The 19764-nt window shown below is 38.7% G+C and carries 17 protein-coding genes; 10 read left to right on the forward strand and 7 right to left on the reverse strand.

Translation table 11 applies throughout. From position 1 onward, the window contains the following. Positions 1–454 precede the first annotated feature (454 nt). Both abc-f and ACOI1D_RS06275 read left to right on the forward strand, forming a co-directional pair. Positions 455–2257, forward strand: coding sequence for a ribosomal protection-like ABC-F family protein (abc-f, locus tag ACOI1D_RS06270; protein ID WP_422500109.1), 1803 nt, complete (start codon positions 455–457; stop codon positions 2255–2257). Between the two features lie 93 nt (positions 2258–2350). Continuing rightward, the gene (locus tag ACOI1D_RS06275) at positions 2351–2803 is read left to right on the forward strand and encodes a DUF2269 family protein (protein ID WP_422500111.1); all 453 of its coding nucleotides are present in this window, start codon (positions 2351–2353) and stop codon (positions 2801–2803) included. A gap of 239 nt (positions 2804–3042) precedes the next feature. Here the strand turns inward: ACOI1D_RS06275 and ACOI1D_RS06280 are convergent, their stop codons facing one another. The 3 genes from ACOI1D_RS06280 to ACOI1D_RS06290 are packed head-to-tail and all read right to left on the reverse strand — an operon-like array spanning position 3043 to position 6611. Next, a complete protein-coding gene (locus tag ACOI1D_RS06280; RefSeq protein ID WP_422500113.1) occupies positions 3043–4932 on the reverse strand; it encodes a PTS fructose transporter subunit IIABC in 1890 nt (629 codons plus the stop codon). Next, on the reverse strand, positions 4933–5862 hold the full coding sequence (gene pfkB / locus ACOI1D_RS06285; RefSeq protein WP_422500115.1) for a 1-phosphofructokinase: 930 nt from the start codon (positions 5860–5862) through the stop codon (positions 4933–4935). Then, on the reverse strand, positions 5859–6611 hold the full coding sequence (locus ACOI1D_RS06290; protein WP_422500117.1) for a DeoR/GlpR family DNA-binding transcription regulator: 753 nt from the start codon (positions 6609–6611) through the stop codon (positions 5859–5861). Before ACOI1D_RS06290 ends, pfkB begins: the two co-directional genes overlap by 4 nt. Before the next feature lie 237 nt (positions 6612–6848). Here ACOI1D_RS06290 and ACOI1D_RS06295 point away from each other — a divergent pair, with 237 nt between their 5' ends. Further along, on the forward strand, positions 6849–7382 hold the full coding sequence (locus tag ACOI1D_RS06295) for an HD domain-containing protein (protein WP_422500119.1): 534 nt from the start codon (positions 6849–6851) through the stop codon (positions 7380–7382). A 595-nt stretch (positions 7383–7977) separates the two neighbouring features. Here ACOI1D_RS06295 and ACOI1D_RS06300 read toward each other — a convergent pair. Next, complete coding sequence (locus ACOI1D_RS06300; protein ID WP_422500121.1) at positions 7978–8982, reverse strand: D-alanyl-D-alanine carboxypeptidase family protein; 1005 nt, start codon at positions 8980–8982, stop codon at positions 7978–7980. Between the two features lie 156 nt (positions 8983–9138). On the opposite strand from ACOI1D_RS06300, the gene ACOI1D_RS06305 reads away from it, so the two are divergent. The 3 genes from ACOI1D_RS06305 to ACOI1D_RS06315 are packed head-to-tail and all read left to right on the forward strand — an operon-like array spanning position 9139 to position 11641. Further along, entirely contained in the window at positions 9139–9747 is a 609-nt protein-coding gene (locus ACOI1D_RS06305) for an alpha/beta hydrolase (protein WP_422500123.1), read from the forward strand. A gap of 21 nt (positions 9748–9768) precedes the next feature. Then, a complete protein-coding gene (locus tag ACOI1D_RS06310) occupies positions 9769–10389 on the forward strand; it encodes an NAD(P)-dependent oxidoreductase (RefSeq protein WP_422500125.1) in 621 nt (206 codons plus the stop codon). A gap of 55 nt (positions 10390–10444) precedes the next feature. Next, positions 10445–11641, forward strand: coding sequence for an MFS transporter (locus ACOI1D_RS06315; RefSeq protein WP_422500127.1), 1197 nt, complete (start codon positions 10445–10447; stop codon positions 11639–11641). Positions 11642–11671: 30 nt separating this feature from the next. On the opposite strand, the gene pepT is transcribed toward ACOI1D_RS06315, so the two are convergent. After that, on the reverse strand, positions 11672–12901 hold the full coding sequence (gene pepT / locus ACOI1D_RS06320) for a peptidase T (protein WP_422500129.1): 1230 nt from the start codon (positions 12899–12901) through the stop codon (positions 11672–11674). 107 nt (positions 12902–13008) lie between these two features. Here pepT and ACOI1D_RS06325 point away from each other — a divergent pair, with 107 nt between their 5' ends. The 3 genes from ACOI1D_RS06325 to ACOI1D_RS06335 are packed head-to-tail and all read left to right on the forward strand — an operon-like array spanning position 13009 to position 14959. Beyond that, the gene (locus ACOI1D_RS06325) at positions 13009–13503 is read left to right on the forward strand and encodes a GNAT family N-acetyltransferase (RefSeq protein ID WP_422500131.1); all 495 of its coding nucleotides are present in this window, start codon (positions 13009–13011) and stop codon (positions 13501–13503) included. 30 nt (positions 13504–13533) lie between these two features. Continuing rightward, positions 13534–14376, forward strand: a complete 843-nt coding sequence (locus ACOI1D_RS06330) for a sulfurtransferase (protein ID WP_422500133.1) — start codon at positions 13534–13536, stop codon at positions 14374–14376. A gap of 19 nt (positions 14377–14395) precedes the next feature. After that, on the forward strand, positions 14396–14959 hold the full coding sequence (locus ACOI1D_RS06335; protein WP_422500135.1) for a DNA-3-methyladenine glycosylase I: 564 nt from the start codon (positions 14396–14398) through the stop codon (positions 14957–14959). A 644-nt stretch (positions 14960–15603) separates the two neighbouring features. Here ACOI1D_RS06335 and ACOI1D_RS06340 read toward each other — a convergent pair. Then, entirely contained in the window at positions 15604–17361 is a 1758-nt protein-coding gene (locus tag ACOI1D_RS06340) for a methyl-accepting chemotaxis protein (RefSeq protein ID WP_422500136.1), read from the reverse strand. A gap of 255 nt (positions 17362–17616) precedes the next feature. Between ACOI1D_RS06340 and ACOI1D_RS06345 the strand changes: the two genes are divergently transcribed. Beyond that, positions 17617–18129, forward strand: a complete 513-nt coding sequence (locus ACOI1D_RS06345; protein WP_422500138.1) for a hypothetical protein — start codon at positions 17617–17619, stop codon at positions 18127–18129. 133 nt (positions 18130–18262) lie between these two features. On the opposite strand, the gene ACOI1D_RS06350 is transcribed toward ACOI1D_RS06345, so the two are convergent. After that, positions 18263–19708 carry an amidase family protein gene (locus tag ACOI1D_RS06350; protein WP_422500140.1) on the reverse strand — a complete coding sequence of 482 codons (1446 nt, stop codon included), beginning with the start codon at positions 19706–19708 and terminating at the stop codon, positions 18263–18265. Between the last annotated feature and the right edge of the window lie 56 nt (positions 19709–19764).

Genomic DNA, 19764 nt, shown 5'->3' on the forward strand with positions numbered 1-19764 from the left:
TGTAAAGAATTTTTAATTTCCGATAATTAAACTAGTTTAGTAAAGGTTTTTACAATTAACTAGATTTCTGGAACCTTTTTCATGATGTTTTTGAAAGTTTAAAAGATTATTTGACAAAACAAATTAGCATAAGTATGATAAAAGAAATTAAGAAGAAGGGGGCATTATCCGCCAATGAAGTAAAAACACGTTTATCCAATTATGTTTGAATAATATCAAACAAGAGTTTCGGTTGCATGAAACGAATGGGATACGTGTGAACTTTTTTGGGGATAGCCTTTTCAGTCGGAAATAAATTTTCTGAACGTACGTCTATCCATAACGCGATCACCCATTCACAGGCAGCCACCTGTGTTTTTTTATGGGATTTTTTAAAATATATTCTAGCTCAAGTGGATAGCTTCTGAATTTTTAAGCGGTAAATGCTACTTTTGATAGCTTTGGAGGAATGTGTATGTTTATTTTTAAGGCAAAAGGATTGCGCAAAGATTGGAATGGGCAGACTCTGTTTGGAAATGTTGATATCGAATTAAAAAAAGGCGAACACATCGCTTTATTTGGAAGAAATGGTGTTGGCAAAACAACCCTGTTAAATGGCTTAATGGGTAAATTTTCATTCGATACTGGGCATATCCAGCGCTTCATTCAAGTTGAAAAATGGGGGTTACTTGAACAGGATCCACTCATTAATGCGGAAACAACTACTTTTGAATTTGTTCAATCAGGTGCAAAGACGCGGATGCAATTAAAACAGAAACTTGAGCTCCTGCAAGAACAAGTGAGTAATGAGAGTTCCAAACTATTGGATGAATACAATGCTGTTTATGCTGAATTTCTAGAAGTCGATGGCTTTAATTTAGAATCAGAAGCTGAAAAATGTTTACATGAAGTAAACCTTGATGATCGAACCTGGCAAACAGCTTTTGACCAATTAAGTGGAGGTGAAAAGACACGGGCGCAGCTAGCACAAATTTTGATGCAACAGCCTGAATGTATCGTAATGGATGAGCCGACAAATCACCTGGATCAACAGACGGTCGAATGGCTGGAGCAGTGGATGAAGTCATATTCAGGCTCTATTTTATATGTATCTCACGACAGGTATTTTATAGACAAAACGGCTCATGCATTGTATGAGCTGACGGGCAATTCATCGGAACGTTTTGTAGGTGGGTATAGTGCCTATCAAAAACAGAAAGATTTAGAACGGAAAACTCAAGAATCACTTTACCAGAAACAGAAACAGAAGCGTGCTGCACTCGAGCAAACGATTCGAAATTACCAGCAGTGGTTTCAACAAGCGCACACGGCCGCAGGACAAGATGACTTTGCTCGTGCGAAAGCAAAGAAAAATGTCTCGCGCTTCAAGGCGAAGGAAAAAGAATTGGAGCGGCTGGAAAAAGAACAAACTGATCGCCCAAGAGACAACAAATCGTTGAATTTGAAACTTGAAAGCAGTGAATTCACTGCAAAGCGACTGGTTAATTTGGAAAAGTTCTCTTTTGCTTATCAGGCTGGAGATCCTTTGTTTGCCAATAAAACAATCTCCATCTACCGTGGGGATAAGCTTGCCATAATTGGTGAAAATGGTTCAGGTAAAACTACATTATTAAAGTTAATAACAGGAAATCTTATCCCTGATGAAGGAAAGATCAGATTAAATCCACAAACAAAGATTGGATATTTTGCCCAGGAACTTGATAATCTGGATAACGATAAAACCTTACTTGACAGCATGCTGAAGTTACCTGACATGACGCAAACCGAAGCGCGAACCATATTGGGTTGCTTTCTTTTTTCTCAAGATGATGTTTTCAAAAAAATCAAAGACTTAAGTATGGGAGAAAAGTGCCGTGTTGCTTTTTTAAACCTTTATTATAGTAGTGCAAACCTATTAGTACTCGATGAACCGACAAATTTTTTAGATGTAGCGACCAAGGAGGTTATTGAAGAAGTTCTTCAAGGTTATCCCGGGGCGCTAATTGTGGTTTCACATGATCGATTTTTTGTACAAAAGGTTGCGAATCGGATCATTCAACTGGGGAAGAAGCAATGGGTTGATTATCAAGGTTCATACGAAAACTTTATTGAAGACACTACAAAGGAAAGATATGAGAGTGATACCGAAATCCAAGAGTTGAAAATGCGGTTAACACAGTTGATGGTTATGGAAGATGTCGAAAACGAGTCAGACCAAATTAAAATACTTGATGAGATAAGAGCTCTAAAAAAGCAATTAACTGAATTAACAAGATAAACTGTTATAAAATAGCCAACATTCGCATAGGTTTTTCAGGGTCCAAATAGTGTATGATGGAAGTAGATTATTTGGCTAAATGGAGGGAAATCCATGACTCTTTACATGTTTCTTGTACTTATTCATATATTTTCTGCGATATTAGGGATGGGACCGGGATTCGTTATGATTTATATCGTAAAGCATGCCACCAATATGAGCGAGCTACGACATGCTTACTTCATACGAAATCGCCTGCATATATTTGTAATGGTGGGTGGAACATTGCTTCTTGTAACCGGAATATTGCTGGGAGTGTTAAATCCTGCGTTGTTTAAAGCAGGGTGGTACGTGTTAAGTTTAATTTTGTTTTTAATAGCGTTAGCCTTTGGACCAACTGTTTTATCACCAAGGTCTAAGCCAGTTAAAGATTTTTTGGAAAACTATAAAGGAAAAGAAATACCAGAACAATATTATGTATTATCAAATAAACTATTTTTCTTTGAACGGATTGAAAACGCAATTTTTTTAATAGTAATTGTGTTAATGATTACTAAACCATTTTAAAACGAGTAACCACCAAAGGGTTGCTCGTTTTTGATTGTCGCGCACAAACTTCGGGGAATCGCGCATCAAATTGAAATTTCGAGCACCAAATAAAATTATCGAGCACCAAACACATAAAATCGCGCACCGAATAGTCAGTGCGCGATTTTACTTGGTCAGTGCTCTATTTTTATACAATAGTGCTCGATTTCGGCAATATGTTGCTCGAATTTTAATCTCCAAACTCTAATGAAGAGCTATTAAGTAGCTTGTTTAGTAAGATCCTTTTTTAATACTCCAACAAGTAAAGCAGTAACGATCATACCAATAATTATTGCCAGGATGTACAGAACAATTTTAATAACTCCTCCATCAACAAGTCCAATTACAAATATTCCGCCATGTGGTGCACGTAATGCAATATCAAACAACATAGTTAATGCACCAGTTACTGCAGCGCCTGCCATAGTTGATGGAATAACACGAGCAGGGTCGGCCGCTGCGAATGGGATTACGCCTTCTGTGATAAAGCATGCACCCAATGCATAGGCTGTTTTTCCAGCTTCACGCTCTGTTTTTGTAAAACGATTTTTAAATAAGGTTGTTGCCAGTGCCATTCCAAGTGGTGGTACCATACCAGCTGCCATGACAGTTGCAATGACAGTATAATTTCCAGTAGCGAGGGTGGCAAGACCAAATGTATAGGCTGCTTTATTAACAGGTCCCCCCATATCAAATGCCATCATAGCACCTAAAATAAGTCCAAGTAAAATTGCGTTTGTACCACTCATACTTTCTAGAAATGACGATAGACCTGTATAGATCATAGTTAGTGGTGGATTGATCAACATCATGATGATTCCGGTAATAGCTATACTGAAAACAGGGAAAAATAATACTGGCTTTAAACCTTCAAGTGAATCTGGTAAACCAGCAAATGCTTTTTTAACAAGTAATGTTACATAACCTGCTAAGAAACCTGCGATAAGGCCACCAAGGAAACCTGAACCCATACCAGCGCCCTCAGCTTCTGTGACGGTAATTGCAATTAAGCCACCAATCATACCTGGAGCAAAGCCTGGTCGATCGGCAATACTAGATGCAATAAAACCAGCCAACACTGGAACCATTAAGAAGAATGCTTTTCCACCACCTATTGTACTCAGCATCGCAGCAAATTCATTGTCTGATTCAATTCCCCAGAAGAAGGATATTGCAATTAATATACCACCACCGACTACAAATGGAAGCATGTTTGATACACCATTCATTAAGTGCTTGTAAAAGCCACTGCGGCCACCTGATTCCTCAGATGATCCTTCCTTTTTTTCAGCGTTATAGATCGGAGCATCTTTTTTAACAGCGCGATTTAATAAATCTGTTGTCTCGTGAATTGCTTTTCCAACACCAGTTTCAATAACAGGCTTTCCAGCAAAACGGGCCATTTCAACCTTTGTATCAGCTGCGACGACAATAACATCTGCATCAGCAATCTCTTCATCAGTTAAACGATTTTTAACTCCACTTGAACCATTTGTCTCTACTTTAATTGAGATACCCATTTCTTTTGCTGTTTCTCTAAGCTTCTCAGCAGCCATGTACGTATGAGCAATTCCTGTTGGGCAAGCTGTTACAGCGAGAATTTTAGAATTTTTTGATTCAGGTGTTGCCTCTGCCTTTTCTGGCTCATCTACTTCAATTTCTTTTGCGTTAACAGCGTCCAATATTTCTTCCTTTGAAGAGGCTTTATATATTTTGTCTCGAAACTTCTCATCCATTAAGAATGTGGATAAACGTGACAATGCTTCTAAGTGTGCATTGTTCGCTCCTTCACTTGCAGCAATCATAAAAAATAAATGTGCAGGCTGTCCATCAAGTGATTCAAAATCAATTCCGGAATCCGAACGGCCAAATGCAATTGCAGGAACCTTAACGGCTGCTGACTTTGCGTGAGGAATTGCAATACTTTCGCCTATTCCAGTGGTGCTTTGTTCCTCACGGTTGAAAATATCATTAATAAAAGCTTGCTTGTCGTTAAGCTTCCCAGCAGCATTAAGCTGATTAGCCAACTCGTTCAACGCGTCTTTTTTTGATTGTGCCTGTAAATCTAGAATAATGGTATCCTGACTTAGTAATTCTGTGATTTTCACTTAGGTCACATCCTCTTCTTTAAATGTATTTATACTAACTTTTGAAACCAATGCTTCAACATCCTTTTTCTCACATAAATCAGTCCTGAATGCCGTTGCGCTACCACTTGCAATTCCATAACGAAATGCTTTGGCAACATCGTTATCCTGGACATATGACGCGATGAATCCTGATACGAGAGAATCACCGGCGCCAACGGTATTAACAACCTGACCTCTTGGTGCTTCTGCAACTAAAGTTTGCTGTTTATTTACCAAAATTGCTCCATTTCCACCCATTGATACGATTACATGTGTGATACCTTGTTCCACGAGTTTTTTTGCAAAGAAGACAGCCTCTTTGTTTGTGTTTATTTTTGTATCAAATAAATCACCTAATTCATGCTGATTTGGTTTGATCAAGAATGGCTTGGTATCTATCATTTGTTTCAATGCGCCACCAGAAGTATCTAATACAAAGTTAATTCCTCTTTTATGACAACGGCTTGCCAGCGCTCTATAAAATGCGTCTGGAATAGTGTTTGGTAAGCTGCCTGCTAAAACAAACCAATCGCCAGTTTCAAGTGATTCCAATTTTGCCAGCAATTCCTTACGCTGTTCATGTGTGGTATTTGGTCCTGGCCCGTTTAGTTCTGATTCATTTGAGGCTTTTATTTTTACATTGATACGGGTGGGTTCTTTTGTTTCGATAAAACTTGTTTGAACACCTTCATCACTTAAAAAACTTTGGATATAGTTACCAGTGAATCCACCAGCAAAACCAAGGGCAACACTATCCACATGTAGACGATTTAACACGCGGGAAACGTTGATTCCTTTCCCGCCTGGAAAGTAGTAAACTTCTTCCGTACGATTTAACTTGCCAGTGTAAAACTCAGGTAAATAGACAGTGTAGTCAATAGAAGGTGTAATGGTACAGGTATAGATCATGTATTCACCACCTTTACAATTGTTTTTTTTGAAAGTATATCGTAATCCTGATTAGGTAATGTGTCAGTAAGTAATATTGCACGTTGTATGTCACAAACCTTTGAAAAACTCACCTTATTAAGTTTAGTATGATCAGCTAAAACGTAGGTTTCTTTTGCGAGTGAACAAGCCGTTTGTTTGATGCTTGCTTCCTCGGGGTCAGGTGTAGTATACCCAAAATCATTGTGAAACCCGTTAACCCCTAAAAAGCATCTGTCAAATCGATAATTTTCTAGTGTTTGAATGGCCTGTCGTCCAATTAGAGCACTTGTTTTTTGCTTTACGTAGCCACCTGTTAAATATGTTGTTATCCCAAGCTCTATTAGGAGGTCTAAATGTGTTAGTCCATTTGTTACAACTACAACTTCTTTATTTTCCAGATAAGGAATTAGTTGCATTGTAGTGGTACCAGCATCAAGAAAGATACAATCACCATTTTGAATAGTATCTGCTGCGAGTTTTGCAATTAACTTCTTTTCCTGAAGGTTTCTGGTGGATTTTTCTGCAATGCTATATTCTTGTAACTTTTTCTCTGTTAAAGTTGCGCCACCATGTATTCTTTGTAGCTTGTTGTTATTTTCCAAGTCCGTAAGATCACGGCGAATAGTTGAGTCTGATGCAGATGTTGCTTCGTAAATGTCCTGGTTAGTTACTGTTTGTTTTTCTTCCAGGAGCCTTAGTATAATTGCCTGCCGCTCATTCGTAAGCATGTGTTATCACCCTTAATTTAACTTAATAAAATAAGTATAAAGGAAGCGGTTACAAAAATCAATCAAAAACATTCAATTTCAATCAAAAACATTCTCGTGTGGAAATTAGATGTTTGTTTACGTGTTATTTGGGCAACTATATATTGCAATAGAAAAAGTGCAGTGCTATTGTAATAAACAATATCTTTTTTCGGAAATATAATAGAGGACTACTATCCAAGAGGGGAGGAAGATTACATGAGAAATGTTAATCTGGAGGAAATATTTATACATCCAATCACACAAAAATATCTGAAACGATCAGGATTAGCACATGCTATTAGGGTCGCGGAGTATGCTTGTTCATTTGCAACGAAGCACCAGGTTGATCCCGATTTAGCAACAAAAGCTGCATTGCTTCACGATGTGGGTCATTATACGTGGTACCGAGATGGTGAATGGGACTACGAGCTATATCGCGAGAATGATATCCATGCGATCAAAGGAGCAAGTAGAGCGCATAAGCTACTGATTCGGATCGGTGAAGACCGACATGCTGCCAAGGAAATAGCAGTAGCAATTTTACTTCATACAGACTCTTATCTCCCAGAAGGACACTTGAATTTAAAGCCTTTGCAACATGTTGTATCACTTGCAGATGAAGCAGATGAAGAGTCGGGTGGTAAGCACCACTATCGCACTATTCATGATAACGAAGCTATTGAACGAATTCGTAATCTGGACAGAAAGGTTGATCAGTTGAGAAGTAGTAAGCAGGTCGATAGGGCATGATACTGGGAATTTATATAGATAATCTGGATCGGGTAAGCTCATTTAATTATAAATGGAGCTTATTTTTGTGGAGATTAAAGGATTTTTTTTACGTTATAACGCAGCTGAAGCCTTTCTTTTCTTAAGACAAAAGTCCGTGTCTGAAAACCCCGCAGGATGAGCGTGAATCGGTCGTTACCCGGAGAAATCGCCCGTCGTGGAGCGTGAATCGGCCGTTATCCGGAGATACCGCCCGTCGTGGAGCGTGAATCGGCCGTTATCCGGAGAAATCGCCCGTCGTGGAGCGTGAATCGGCCGTTATCCGGAGATATCGCCCGTTACCCGGAGAAATCGCCCGTCGCGGAGAGGAAATCGGCCGTTACCCGGAAATATCGCCCGTCGTGGAGCGTGAATCGGCCGTTATCCGGAAATAACGCCCGTTGCTGCCTTTTAATTGACCGTCGCAGTTCATAGATTTTATGTAAAAAACAACAATCTTTTATAAAACAGCATAAAAAAAGAGCGCTACCTTTTAACAGGTTAGCGCGATGTTCTGTATTGTGGAGTCGTTCACCAACTAAAGGTGTAACTTCTTTGTATCAGACTAATTTGATCTCTATACTGCACCTAGATATTCTTCTAATGTAATACCTTTAGCATGAATAACTGTAGCAACTTTGCTCCCAACATAACGTAGATGCCATGGTTCATATTGATATTTCGTTATATGTTCTTTCCCTTTTGGATAACGAATAATAAATCCATACTCATGTGCGTGTGCTTTTAGCCAATTACCCTCTTCAGTATTGGCAAAGTCCGTAGTTAAGCTGTACTTAACAGCGGGACTTGTAACATCCATTGTCAAACCAGTTTGGTGTTCGCTTTCACCAGGCCTTGCACTATAGTTATTGGCCGCTTCTTCTCCATCCCGAGCTACATAGGAAGCAAAAATTGCATCCTGTCGTTCATAGGAACGGTATCCGGATTGGGCAAATAAATCAAGTCCTGCTTTGTCAGAAGCCTTAAACAATTCCTCAAGGGCAAGTGCAGCTTCCTTCCGCATGTAACGCTTTGGCAAATCTTTTTCAAATGGAAAACGCACATTTGGAGCTATTAAATCCTCGGGAACGTAATTCACTGGTAATGCATGACTTTTATTAACTAGAACTAAAATATCAGAAGGTTTATCGACTTTCACCGTTTCTTTTGGATTAGAAATAGGAACACTGCCTTTCCCAGGTTTAATAGTAAACTCTCCACTTATCGCCTTGGCTAGCCAATCTTTTGTAGGTTGATTGTACTCACCTGAGACGAGAAGCTTAGGTTGTTGTGATTGAAAATCTTTTAATGCTGCTGTTAATTTTTTATCAAATTTGCCTGTAACTTCTATATTATAGCCAAGCTCATTTAACGCAGTTTGGAGTTTTTTAACATTCTCGCCATTCGTACCATTTTTTAAGATAGGTTCTGGTAACACAAGTGTATTTTCGGTCATATGTTGTTTTTGTTTTATTGAAGTATCAATTTCGTTTAAATGGTTAGTGTCCCGCGCTTCTGTGCATGATGTCATTATGATTGTAGGTAAAATCAGCAAAATAAGCGGTAGTAATAATTTCTTCATTTACTGTAACGCTCCCTTGAATTATTAACGCATTTATTAGTATAACATGTGTACAGGGATCACTTCACGGTATTTTTTCAAGTGCGATTGATTGCTAGATAGCAAAGTCTCTTATAAAATTGCTTTACAATCAATGCTATACGAAAGGATGATTAGATGAAATCTCTATTTAAAGAAGGGTCGGATAAAAGCAAACCCACACTCTTATTACTGCATGGAACTGGAGGGACAGAACAGGATTTATTGCCGTTGGCTGAAATGGTTGACCCAACAGCATCAGTTTTGAGTGTACAAGGTAACGTAAGTGAAAATGGAATATCACGTTTCTTCCGTCGATTGGAAGAAGGTGTCTTTGATGAGGAAGATCTAATTTTTCGAACCAATGAATTAAATGAGTTTGTTGATCAGGCGGCAAAAGAACATAATTTTGATCGAAACAATGTTGTCGCAATTGGTTATTCTAATGGTGCTAATATTGCTGCAAGCATGTTATTTCATATTGAAAATTCGCTGAAAGGTGCAGTGCTGCATCATCCAATGGTACCAAGGAGAGGAATTGAACTTCCGGATTTGAAGGATCATCCTGTTCTTATTGCTGCAGGTAAAAATGACCCGCTTTGCAAGCCAGAAGAGTCAAAAGAGCTAAAAGAGCTGTTAGAGAAAGCTAATGCTAAAGTTGATTTGCACTGGGAGATGAATGGTCATCAGTTATCACGTTCAGAGGTTGAGAAAGCTGCAGAGTGGTATCAAGGAAACTTTGGGTAAACCTGGGAAGTAGGGGTTTTAATGAAAATACTAATACTAGGAGCTTCTGGGAGAGTTGGCCAAAGGATTGTTAAACATACTTTGGCTGGCCGCCACGATGTACTTGCATTCGTACGTACGCCAGAAAAGCTCACAGAATCAGCAGACAATTTAACGGTTTTTAAAGGAAATGTATTAAATAAAACGGATGTTACGACCGCAATGGAGGATGTAGATCTTGTGGTTAGTGCGTTAAACACCGATAAAACTAATACATTGTCCAAAAGTATGCCCATACTTATAGAATCAATGAAAAAAAACCAACTAACACGTATTATCACAATTGGGACAGCTGGAATTTTGAACAGCAGGACCGAGCAAGATTTATTTCGTTTTCAATCAAATGAATCGAAACGAAGAAAAACCACTGCAGCACAGGATCACTTGGCGGCATTTCGTTACCTTGAAAATTCGAATTTGGATTGGACCATTGTTTGTCCGACATTCTTACCTGATGGTGATGCGGTAGAGGGATATCGCGTTGAAAAGGATTTTCTTCCTAAAGATGGGAACAAAATTTCGGTGGGTGATACTGCTCAATTTGCCTACTCGATGATTTATAATAACGAATTTCTAAAAACACGCGTTGGAATCGCTTATTAATTGTTAAACACATCTCTCAATTACGTTTCATATCCTTAGTAAGAGGAGAGGGGATATGACATTGGGAAAAGATGGTAGTGTTGAATTATCGGGAGGCAACCGACCTAGTTTTTCACTAATAACAATTTTACTATTTTGGTGTGCGTTAATAGTTGTTTCAAGTGTATATGTTACCACTCCATTAGCAAGTGGGTTTGTCGCTGAATTCCATATTACAAAGACTATGGCGGCATGGACGACTAGCATTTTTTCATTTTTTTACGCATGTGGCTTTATTATTTTTAGTCCGTTGTCTGACCGTTATGGTCGTAAACGGGTTATTTTGTCTGGACTTTACATACTTACTCTCGTTACTTTTTTGATTGGGCTTACAGATCAATTTTATTGGCTGGTAATTTTGCGTGGGATACAAGGGCTTGTTGCAGCTACGTTCGCTCCAACCGCCGTAGCATATGTATTCGATATTTTCCCAAAGAATAGGCAGGTAACAACTATTGGCTTTATCAGCTTTGGTTTTTTAACAGCGGGAATCTTTGGTCAGGTTTTTGCAGGTGCAATTGATCAGTTTTTTGGATGGAATATGGTGTTTTTGTGTTTTGGAGGTATGTATCTTTGTACCATTATTGCCGTTACTTTGTTTTTACCTAAGACGGGTAAACATACAAGTAAGATAAATATACACTACTTTCTCAGGCAAACAAAACGTATTTTCATCCAAAAAAATTTCCTCTTATGTTACATCATTACACTTGTGCTTCTATTAACGTTTATCGGAATGTATACAGCTTTAGGAGACCTGATGAGTCAAAATTTAAATCTTACTAAGCAAGATGGTTTATTTGTTCGTACGTCTGGATTACTGGGAATGCTTTTATCCCTGTTTGCAGGTGTGCTTGTAAAAAAATATGGATTGTTGCCAATACTTAAAATGGGTTTAGGTACTGCAGTTGGTGCCTTATTTTCTTTAGGATTTAGTTCCAATATAACTTTTGTAGTATCGATGAGTGTGTTTTTTGTCGCCGGAATTTCCGTAACTTTTCCAGCTATCATGACGCTTATTGGTGAGCTTGGAGGAGACAACAGAGCAATAGCGGCATCCTATTATGCGTGTATTTTATTCATTGGTGCTACGATTGGGCCGATCATTACAATTACCTTAATGCAAGCAGGAAGTTACGTTTTAACATTTGGCGTGTTAGCATTTCTACTGGCAATAGGATACACTGCAGCTTTTTTCATTAAACATGAATAGAAGCCAGGCTTATCACCTGGCTTCTATTCATTATTTTTTCTCGAAAAGCCTTACAATCTCTATAATTACATTTGTTGCTTTTTCCATATTATCGACTGAAATGTATTCGAATTTACCGTGGTAATTTTCTCCGCCAGTAAAAATATTTGGTGTTGGCAGACCCATATAGGATAGCTGAGATCCATCGGTCCCACCCCGGACTGGTTGGATAAGTGGTTTAATGTTTAAGTTCTCCATTGCGGTTTGTGCGATATCCACAATTTCTTTAACAGGTTCAATTTTTTCACCCATATTGTAATACTGATCTGCCATTTCGAGATGTACGCGATGTTCGCCATACTTTTCTTTGATTTCTTGAACGGCTTTTTTCATTGTTTCTTTGCGTACTGCAAAATTTTCCTGATCAAAATCGCGAATGATATAAGATACGGTTGTTTTTTCTACGTCACCTTTAACCGAGCTCAGGTGATAAAACCCCTCATACTTTTCCGTGTGTTCAGGTGTTTCAAGTTCTGGAAACTTGCCTATAAATTCGGCAGCCATGGTTCCGGCGTTAACCATTTTATTTTTTGCCGTACCAGGATGTACACTATTTCCAGTAAACGTAATTCTAGCGGCAGCTGCATTAAAACTTTCAAACTGCAGTTCACCTAGTGGGCCACCGTCCATTGTATATGCGAAGTCGGCATCAAACGCAGTAACGTCAAACTTGTGTGGTCCAAGCCCGATTTCTTCATCCGGTGTGAATGCTATTCGTATCTTCCCATGCTTAATGCTTGGGTGATTAATCAAGTATTCCATCGCAGTCATAATTTCTGCAATTCCCGCTTTATTATCTGCTCCTAATAAGGTTGTACCGTCAGTAGTCACTAAGGTGTGGCCTTTGTAGTCAGGAAGTTCGGGAAAATCTTGTACATACATTACGACATTTTGTGCTTCATTAAGGACTAAATCATTTCCATCATAGTTTTCCACTAATTGAGGTTTTACATTTTTTCCAGTGAAATCTGTAGCTGTATCAACATGTGCGAGAAACCCAATCGTAGGGATCGCTTTATCCGTGTTAGCAGGAAGTGTTGCCATCACATAACCATTACCATCAATCGTTACATCACTCATACCAATTTTCATTAGTTCTTCTACTAATAAATTGGCTAGTTCCAGTTGACCTTGTGTAGAGGGGGTCTCCTGGCTACTCTCATCAGACTGGGTATCTATTTTTACATATGTAGTTAGACGGTCAATCAAATCTTTTTTCATAGGCTCATCTCCTAAAGTGATTTATACTAAGTTTATCACATTATTATTCACTATTTAAAACAGGGGATTTTGATAAAACATCGAATAATATACGTAGAGGTGAGAGAATGATTAGAGAAGCCACGATAGAAGATGCTGAATCATTATTAGCATTAGTAAAACTAGTTGAACAAGAAAGCTCATATATGCTTTATAGTGCTGGTGAAAGAAAAACCTCACTGGAAAACCAGAAAAAAATGCTGGAGACCTTCAAGCAGAAAGAAAATGCCACTATTTTTGTTGCTGATGAAGGGAAACTAATAGGGTATTTCCTTATTATTGGTGGAGATGCAAGCCGGCAACAGCATAGTGCGTACATAGTAATTGGTATTCTTAATTCACATCGCGGTAAAGGTGTCGGTACAAAACTGTTCAGTGAAATGGAGCGGTGGGCGAGGGCTAGAAATATTCACCGTCTGGAGTTAACAACAGTTGTAGATAATACTGCAGCATTAAGACTATATAATAAAGCCGGGTTTATTATAGAAGGAACGAAAAGGGACTCACTGAAAATTAATGGAAAATACGTAGATGAATATTACATGTGTAAATTGCTCGATTAGTGTAGGACCGTTGATAGGAGGAGATTATAAATGTCTTATTTGATTTCTAGTGAGAGTTTGAAAAAGAAATTGGCAAACGAAACAGATGACCTGGTGGTTGTTGATGTGCGTTTTTCGCTAACTGATCCGAATGAAGGAAAAAAGGCGTACGAGTATGGACATATCCGAGGTGCGATGTATTTAGACTTGAATGAGGATTTATCTGGTCCGGCTGCGGATCACGGGGGAAACCATCCACTACCAGACATCGATACATTTGCTGAAAAAATTGGAGAGATCGGCATTGATCAAGCGACAACAGTAGTCGTTTATGATCAAAGTAATGATATGTTTGCAGCACGCTTCTGGTGGTTGCTTGATTACATGGGCCATAAAAATGTCTTTCTATTGGATGGTGGAATTAATGGTTGGATTCAGATAGGAAATGAATTGACGACTGATATTCCAGTACCAAAGACAAAGACTTTCCGACCAGATATTCAGGCCGATCAAGTAGTTGACATAACCCAGGTTAAGGAAAAAATGGAGGATAAATCTGCAGTACTTATAGACTCTCGTTCCAAAGATAGATACTTAGGGAAAACAGAGCCACTTTACGCCAGGACCGGACATATCCCAGGTGCAGTGAATTATTTCTGGAAGGACGTTTTACAGGGGAATGGAAGTTGGAAAGATCCCGAGGCACTTCAGTCTAACTTTAAGAATCTATCGAAAGACGATGAAATAATTGTTTCCTGTGGTTCAGGTGTATCAGCGTGTCCAAACATTATTGGGTTAAAAATGGCCGGATATAAACATGTAAAGCTCTATCCTGGAAGCTTCAGTGATTGGATTTCATATACTGAAAATCGAGTAGAAACGAAAGAGGAATAGATGTGTTAGGGGGATGAAAATGAAAAACAGATGCGATTGGGTAACTTCTGATCCAGTATATATAGATTACCACGATAATGAATGGGGAAGACCAACACATAATGACACAGAGTTGTTTGAAATGCTTTGTTTAGAGGGAGCACAAGCCGGTTTAAGCTGGATAACCATATTAAAGCGCCGGGAAAATTACCGTAAAGCATTCGATAATTTTAATCCTGATTTGATTAAAGATTATGATGAGGAAAAAATTCAGGAACTACTGCAGGACGAAGGTATAATCCGTAACAAGTTAAAGGTTCGCTCCGTGGTGAACAACGCGCAGGCATTTTTAAAAGTACAAAAAGAATTCGGAAGCTTTGATTCATACATTTGGAGCTTTGTTGACGGGGAACCAATATTAAATAATTGGAAGGACCACTCTGAAGTTCCAGCTTCAACAGAGGAATCTGTGAAAATGAGTAAGGACTTAAAAAAGCGTGGTTTTAAATTTATCGGACCAACCATCTGTTATGCGTATATGCAATCAACCGGAATGGTTAATGACCATGTAAAAGAGTGTTTTTTGTATCATGGCAGTAAATAACGTGATAGTAGTAGAACTTGATCTTACGTAAGTTTTATTGAACTTTAACCTTCACAGTTGATACAAATTGTGAAGGTGTGAAATTTCTTCAACGCCGCCGTTCCGGCCGAATACTTCGCTTTCCGCGGGCACGGCCTCAGCCTCCTCGAGAAAACCACTCTGCGGGGTCTTCGGACTCGCGCTGTTCCCGCAGGAGTCTTCGTATTCTGCCTTCACTAAGATAAAAAGTAACGCGTTATTTCTGAGGATTTCACGGAAATTCTACACCCTTAAACAGAAAGCTATTTAAGCTGCGGAAAAATGCGAGACTCCTCAAAAATGAAAAGCCCATTTTTTTTCGTGAGATGTCTTTCTAGAAGCTTTCCTTATCCAGTGGGAAAGGAACAGTCTGAAGACCCCGCAATGAGCGGTAGATAACGCGGGCTGACTAAGACCGTCCTTTGCGGACAACATCGGCATACCCCTTGCCGGGGCGAGGAGCTGAAGCGTTCCCCACGGAAAGCGAGTGTTTTTCTTAGTAATGGTTGGTGGGAAATAAATACAGCAGTTACCTCAGAGTTTACAGATTCTGTGTTACTAGTCCTGGTGCTATATCAAGAAAACCCAACACCTATGTACGGTGTTGGGTTTCTAATTTCTGATAATTATAGTCTAAAAGCTTTTAACTCATTATTCAACTGTTCGGCAAGAGCTGCAAGTTCGTCTGCGCTGTTTGAAACCTCTTCCATTGAGCTTGAGGTCTGTTGAGCAGATGCTGCTGCTTCCTCAACACCAGCGGCAGACTCTTCTGAGACAGATGCTATTTCCTCTATCAAATTATTCATTTCGTTACTATTTGTTGCGATTCCTTTTAGATTGTTAGAAATAGCAATAATTTTAGTTGTCATTTCTGAAACAGATGAATTGATAGACTCAAAACTTTTTCCTGTTTCTTCAATTTGGTTAGTTCCTTCCTTTACTTCACTGTAACCACTATTTAAAGATACTACTACATGGTCCGTTTCATTTTGTATAGTTGAAACAATGCCAGTGATTTCAGATACGGAGGACGTTACTTGTTCCGCAAGCTTTCTAACTTCATCTGCCACAACTGCAAATCCTTTTCCATGCTCACCTGCACGGGCAGCTTCAATTGCAGCGTTTAGTGATAATAGATTTGTTTGATCAGCAATGTCTTTAATAACCTTTACCAGTTTGGAAATTTGAGCTGACTGCTTGTCCAAACCTTGAACTTTATCAACTGCGTCGGAAACAATAGCATCAATTCGTTTCATTTGTTCCATTGATTTTTTCATCAATGCTGTGCCTTCAGCCGTTAGGTGCATAACGCCGTCAGATTTAGTTGCAATGTCCTGTCCATCCAGTTCTGATTGACGAACAATTTTCACGAAATCGTTCATATTCTCAGAGAGGTTAGAAGCACTATTAGCCTGTGTTTCAGATCCAGAGGACAATTCTTCCATTGTCGAAGCAATCTGTTCATTACCTTCTTTTACCTCAATGGCAGATTGAGTCAGCAGGCCACTTCTGGAAGAGACTGATTCAGAAGCTGCAGCAACTTTTGACACAATGCTACGAATATTACTTTTCATTTGATTTACCGCACCAGATAGTTGGCCAATTTCGTCCCTACCTTCGTAATCCATCGACGCAACTGCCAGATTGCCGTTTGCGACCTCGTGATTAATGGATATAATTCTACGTAGATTAGCTGAGATTCTCCGACTGATAAGAAACATAATTAGAATACCAATAATAATTGCAATTGCATTTGTGATCCCCAGGACTACTATACTTTGATTCATGTTTTGCTTAGCAGAACTAACAGCCTGTTGCTGTTTATCTTTTACAATTGCAATCAACTCATCCATAAGCTGAACGTTCTCTAGACGCAGATTACTCACTTCTTCACGCAAAGCAGGCAAATTGTCAGATTTTCTTGAAACAGCAAGCGGAATATTAATTAAGAAAGAAGTGTTCATTTTCGTATCATTTTGCTGGATAGTTGCAAAAATATCCAACTGTTTTTGTGTTTCCATTTTTGGTTTAAGTTTTTTCCCTAGGGCTTCAAATTCCTGACGATAGCCTTCATACTTTTTAACGTATTTCTGATCCTCTGTAATAATGAAATCAGCAATTTGAATATCCTTTAATTGCATAATGGAGGAGAATTCCATCATCGTATTAACACGTTCACTTCTGCGTTCAATTGCTTCAATATCCTGCTGACCTTTTTCTAATTGAAAGTAGACAAATATTCCAGCAATTATAAACAAAATTGCTGTTAATATGTAGACGGAAAGATACTTCTGCCCAATCTTCATATTTCTCCATCCCAACCGTTTGGAAGGCTTCTTCTTCAATTTTGGAAGGTTAATCCTTTTTTTCTCTTTCTTCATCATATGTATGTCCCCCAGGTTAGAAAACTTGGCTTATCACCAACCCTTATGGTGAAAGCCTTAGTTGCACTTATGCAGTAAGAAAGGATTTATCCTTTCTTAACTGCAAAAAAAGCTTTTTCCTATATATCGACATCATTCAACTAAGTCTTAAGTACTATTTCATAAAATTAACAATTGATTTTTTGCATTCATATATTGTAAAATAATAAATTGTGTTTAAAGGTAGACACAATTCAATAATATGAAGGTGATCATATGATAAACACTGCTTTTTTAGAAGAAAATAAAAGTAAACATGATATAAAGAAAGAACTTGATAGTTTAGAAATTCAACTTTTTCGTATGAGACAAAATATAAAAGAAATAGCTAAGAGATGGGAGATTATTAGTATCGATCAAACTGATGCCGATAACTGGGTTGTAATTTTTGTTGATAAGGCTGATGATAATTGTCAGCTCATGCTTCATGATTGTCATACAGCTTTCCGAGGTAATTGGAACGCAGCAATTCAGGCTGAATACAAAGATAGTAATACCATTCACATTGCCGATATCAAGGGTGAACAGAACAAAGGGTATGGTTCGATCTTAATGAATCATTTAAAAGAATTGGCTCATGAAGAAAACATTCAGTATATTACCGGTGATATTGTCGAGCGAGACTTTGATCATGTCAATAGATTGAAACACTTTTATAATAAACATCGCTTTGAGGTGAAAATAGATCATCAGGACCAAAGTGGTGAAATTATTTGGAATGAAGGATAAAAGGAACGGACCCTTTAACTGGGCCGTTCCTTTTTTAGCAGGTAAGAAAGTATAAATTATTTTTTTGCTGCATAAGTGCAATTAAGGCTTTCGCCATAAGGGCTTGGCGATAAGCCAAGTTTTCTAATAATTACTATTCTAATATCGGCGATTTCCTGTGCTTTGTTGCTTGCTCATAGGCATAGGCAAGCTCAATCAGCTTCGCCTCTGAAAAGGCAAGTCCTGTGAATGTAACTCCAACCGGTTTTCCGGAATTAGCATACCCCGCTGGGACTGTAATAGATGGATAGCCTGCTCTGGCAGCAATACTAGATCCAAAGTTATTTGGAAAAAGTACAGCATCCAGCTTGTGCTCATCCATAACTTCTTGTAATTTTTTCTGAGAAGCTTTTAAGTCGGTTAAGCGATCAGTGATATATTCTGCTTCTACTAATTTGCCGCTTTTTGCTTCAGATTTAAGTAGTGTCGCTTGTCCATACTTTAATGCCTCGCTTTCATGTGACTGATTAAAGTTTATGACATCAAGTAATGTATGAACAGGTGAATGGGTTGGTAAGCTACCTAGATAAGCATTTATTCCATTTTTAAACTCATGATACAGTACACTTGAATCTGGAAGTTCATCTGGTAAATCGATTGGATCCACAATAGTAGCACCCATTTTTTTCATGTCTTCGAGAGCCTGATTGACGAGTTTCAATTCTGTTTCGTCAAGGTCATTTAAATAGCTGCGTGGCACACCTATTCTCGCAGTATCTAATCCATTCTCATTTAGAAACGGTGTATAGTTAGTTATTTGATTATTGTTCATTAGTGTGGCGGGATCCTGTACATCTTTATCTGCGATAGCTCCGAGTAAAATGGCTGCGTCTGCCACTGTTCGGGTCATCGGACCTGCTGTGTCCTGGCTGTTTGATATTGGTATGATACCTGACCTGCTAATAAGCCCCACTGTAGGCTTGATACCAACGAGTGAATTGCTGCTTGCGGGACTTAAAATAGACCCATCCGTTTCAGTGCCAATGGCAGCAGTTGCAAAGTTTGCTGCTATTCCAGCCCCGGATCCTGCGCTTGAACCACCTACGTCTAATTTTCCCGGACCATAAGGGTTCAGTACTTGCCCACCCCGTGAACTATAACCATTTGACATGCCTTCTGCCATAAAATTTGCCCACTCAGTTAAGTTAGCTTTTCCAAGGATGACAGCACCAGCCTCACGGAGCTTTTTTGTTATAAAGGCATCATCATTTGCGTAATGATTTTCTAAAGCAATAGAACCCGCACTTGTATGCATGTTATCTCCAGAGTCAATATTGTCTTTAATCAGGATTGGAATACCGTGAAGAGGACCGAGTTTATCAGTTTTGGCGTATTCTTTGTCAAGAGCTTCAGCTATATGTAAAGCATCAGGATTTATTTCGATGATTGCATTGATTTTAGGACCATTAGAGTTAAATGCTGCAATTTGTTCGAGATACATTTTTGTTAAAGTTAATGCTGTTAATTCACCTGATTCCATTGCTCGATGAATGTCAGTTATGGTTGCTTCATTTAGTTGGAAAGAAGATTGTGTAGTCATGTAGTGACCTCCTGTGTTAACTATATATTTTATTTAACTGGTGTTACTTTTCTAAT

This window comes from Virgibacillus sp. DJP39 (genome assembly GCF_049310925.1).
GTDB lineage: Bacteria > Bacillota > Bacilli > Bacillales > Amphibacillaceae > Virgibacillus_F.

Bases quoted from the DNA above. Each gene is read 5' to 3' on its own strand.
- abc-f (WP_422500109.1), top strand. From the start codon at position 455: ATGTTTATTTTTAAGGCAAAAGGATTGCGCAAAGATTGGAATGGGCAG.
- ACOI1D_RS06275 (WP_422500111.1), top strand. From the start codon at position 2,351: ATGACTCTTTACATGTTTCTTGTACTTATTCATATATTTTCTGCGATA.
- pfkB (WP_422500115.1), bottom strand. From the start codon at position 5,862: ATGATCTATACCTGTACCATTACACCTTCTATTGACTACACTGTCTAT.
- ACOI1D_RS06290 (WP_422500117.1), bottom strand. From the start codon at position 6,611: ATGCTTACGAATGAGCGGCAGGCAATTATACTAAGGCTCCTGGAAGAA.
- ACOI1D_RS06295 (WP_422500119.1), top strand. From the start codon at position 6,849: ATGAGAAATGTTAATCTGGAGGAAATATTTATACATCCAATCACACAA.
- ACOI1D_RS06300 (WP_422500121.1), bottom strand. From the start codon at position 8,982: ATGAAGAAATTATTACTACCGCTTATTTTGCTGATTTTACCTACAATC.
- ACOI1D_RS06305 (WP_422500123.1), top strand. From the start codon at position 9,139: ATGAAATCTCTATTTAAAGAAGGGTCGGATAAAAGCAAACCCACACTC.
- ACOI1D_RS06310 (WP_422500125.1), top strand. From the start codon at position 9,769: ATGAAAATACTAATACTAGGAGCTTCTGGGAGAGTTGGCCAAAGGATT.
- ACOI1D_RS06315 (WP_422500127.1), top strand. From the start codon at position 10,445: ATGACATTGGGAAAAGATGGTAGTGTTGAATTATCGGGAGGCAACCGA.
- pepT (WP_422500129.1), bottom strand. From the start codon at position 12,901: ATGAAAAAAGATTTGATTGACCGTCTAACTACATATGTAAAAATAGAT.
- ACOI1D_RS06325 (WP_422500131.1), top strand. From the start codon at position 13,009: ATGATTAGAGAAGCCACGATAGAAGATGCTGAATCATTATTAGCATTA.
- ACOI1D_RS06330 (WP_422500133.1), top strand. From the start codon at position 13,534: ATGTCTTATTTGATTTCTAGTGAGAGTTTGAAAAAGAAATTGGCAAAC.
- ACOI1D_RS06335 (WP_422500135.1), top strand. From the start codon at position 14,396: ATGAAAAACAGATGCGATTGGGTAACTTCTGATCCAGTATATATAGAT.
- ACOI1D_RS06340 (WP_422500136.1), bottom strand. From the start codon at position 17,361: ATGATGAAGAAAGAGAAAAAAAGGATTAACCTTCCAAAATTGAAGAAG.
- ACOI1D_RS06345 (WP_422500138.1), top strand. From the start codon at position 17,617: ATGATAAACACTGCTTTTTTAGAAGAAAATAAAAGTAAACATGATATA.
- ACOI1D_RS06350 (WP_422500140.1), bottom strand. From the start codon at position 19,708: ATGACTACACAATCTTCTTTCCAACTAAATGAAGCAACCATAACTGAC.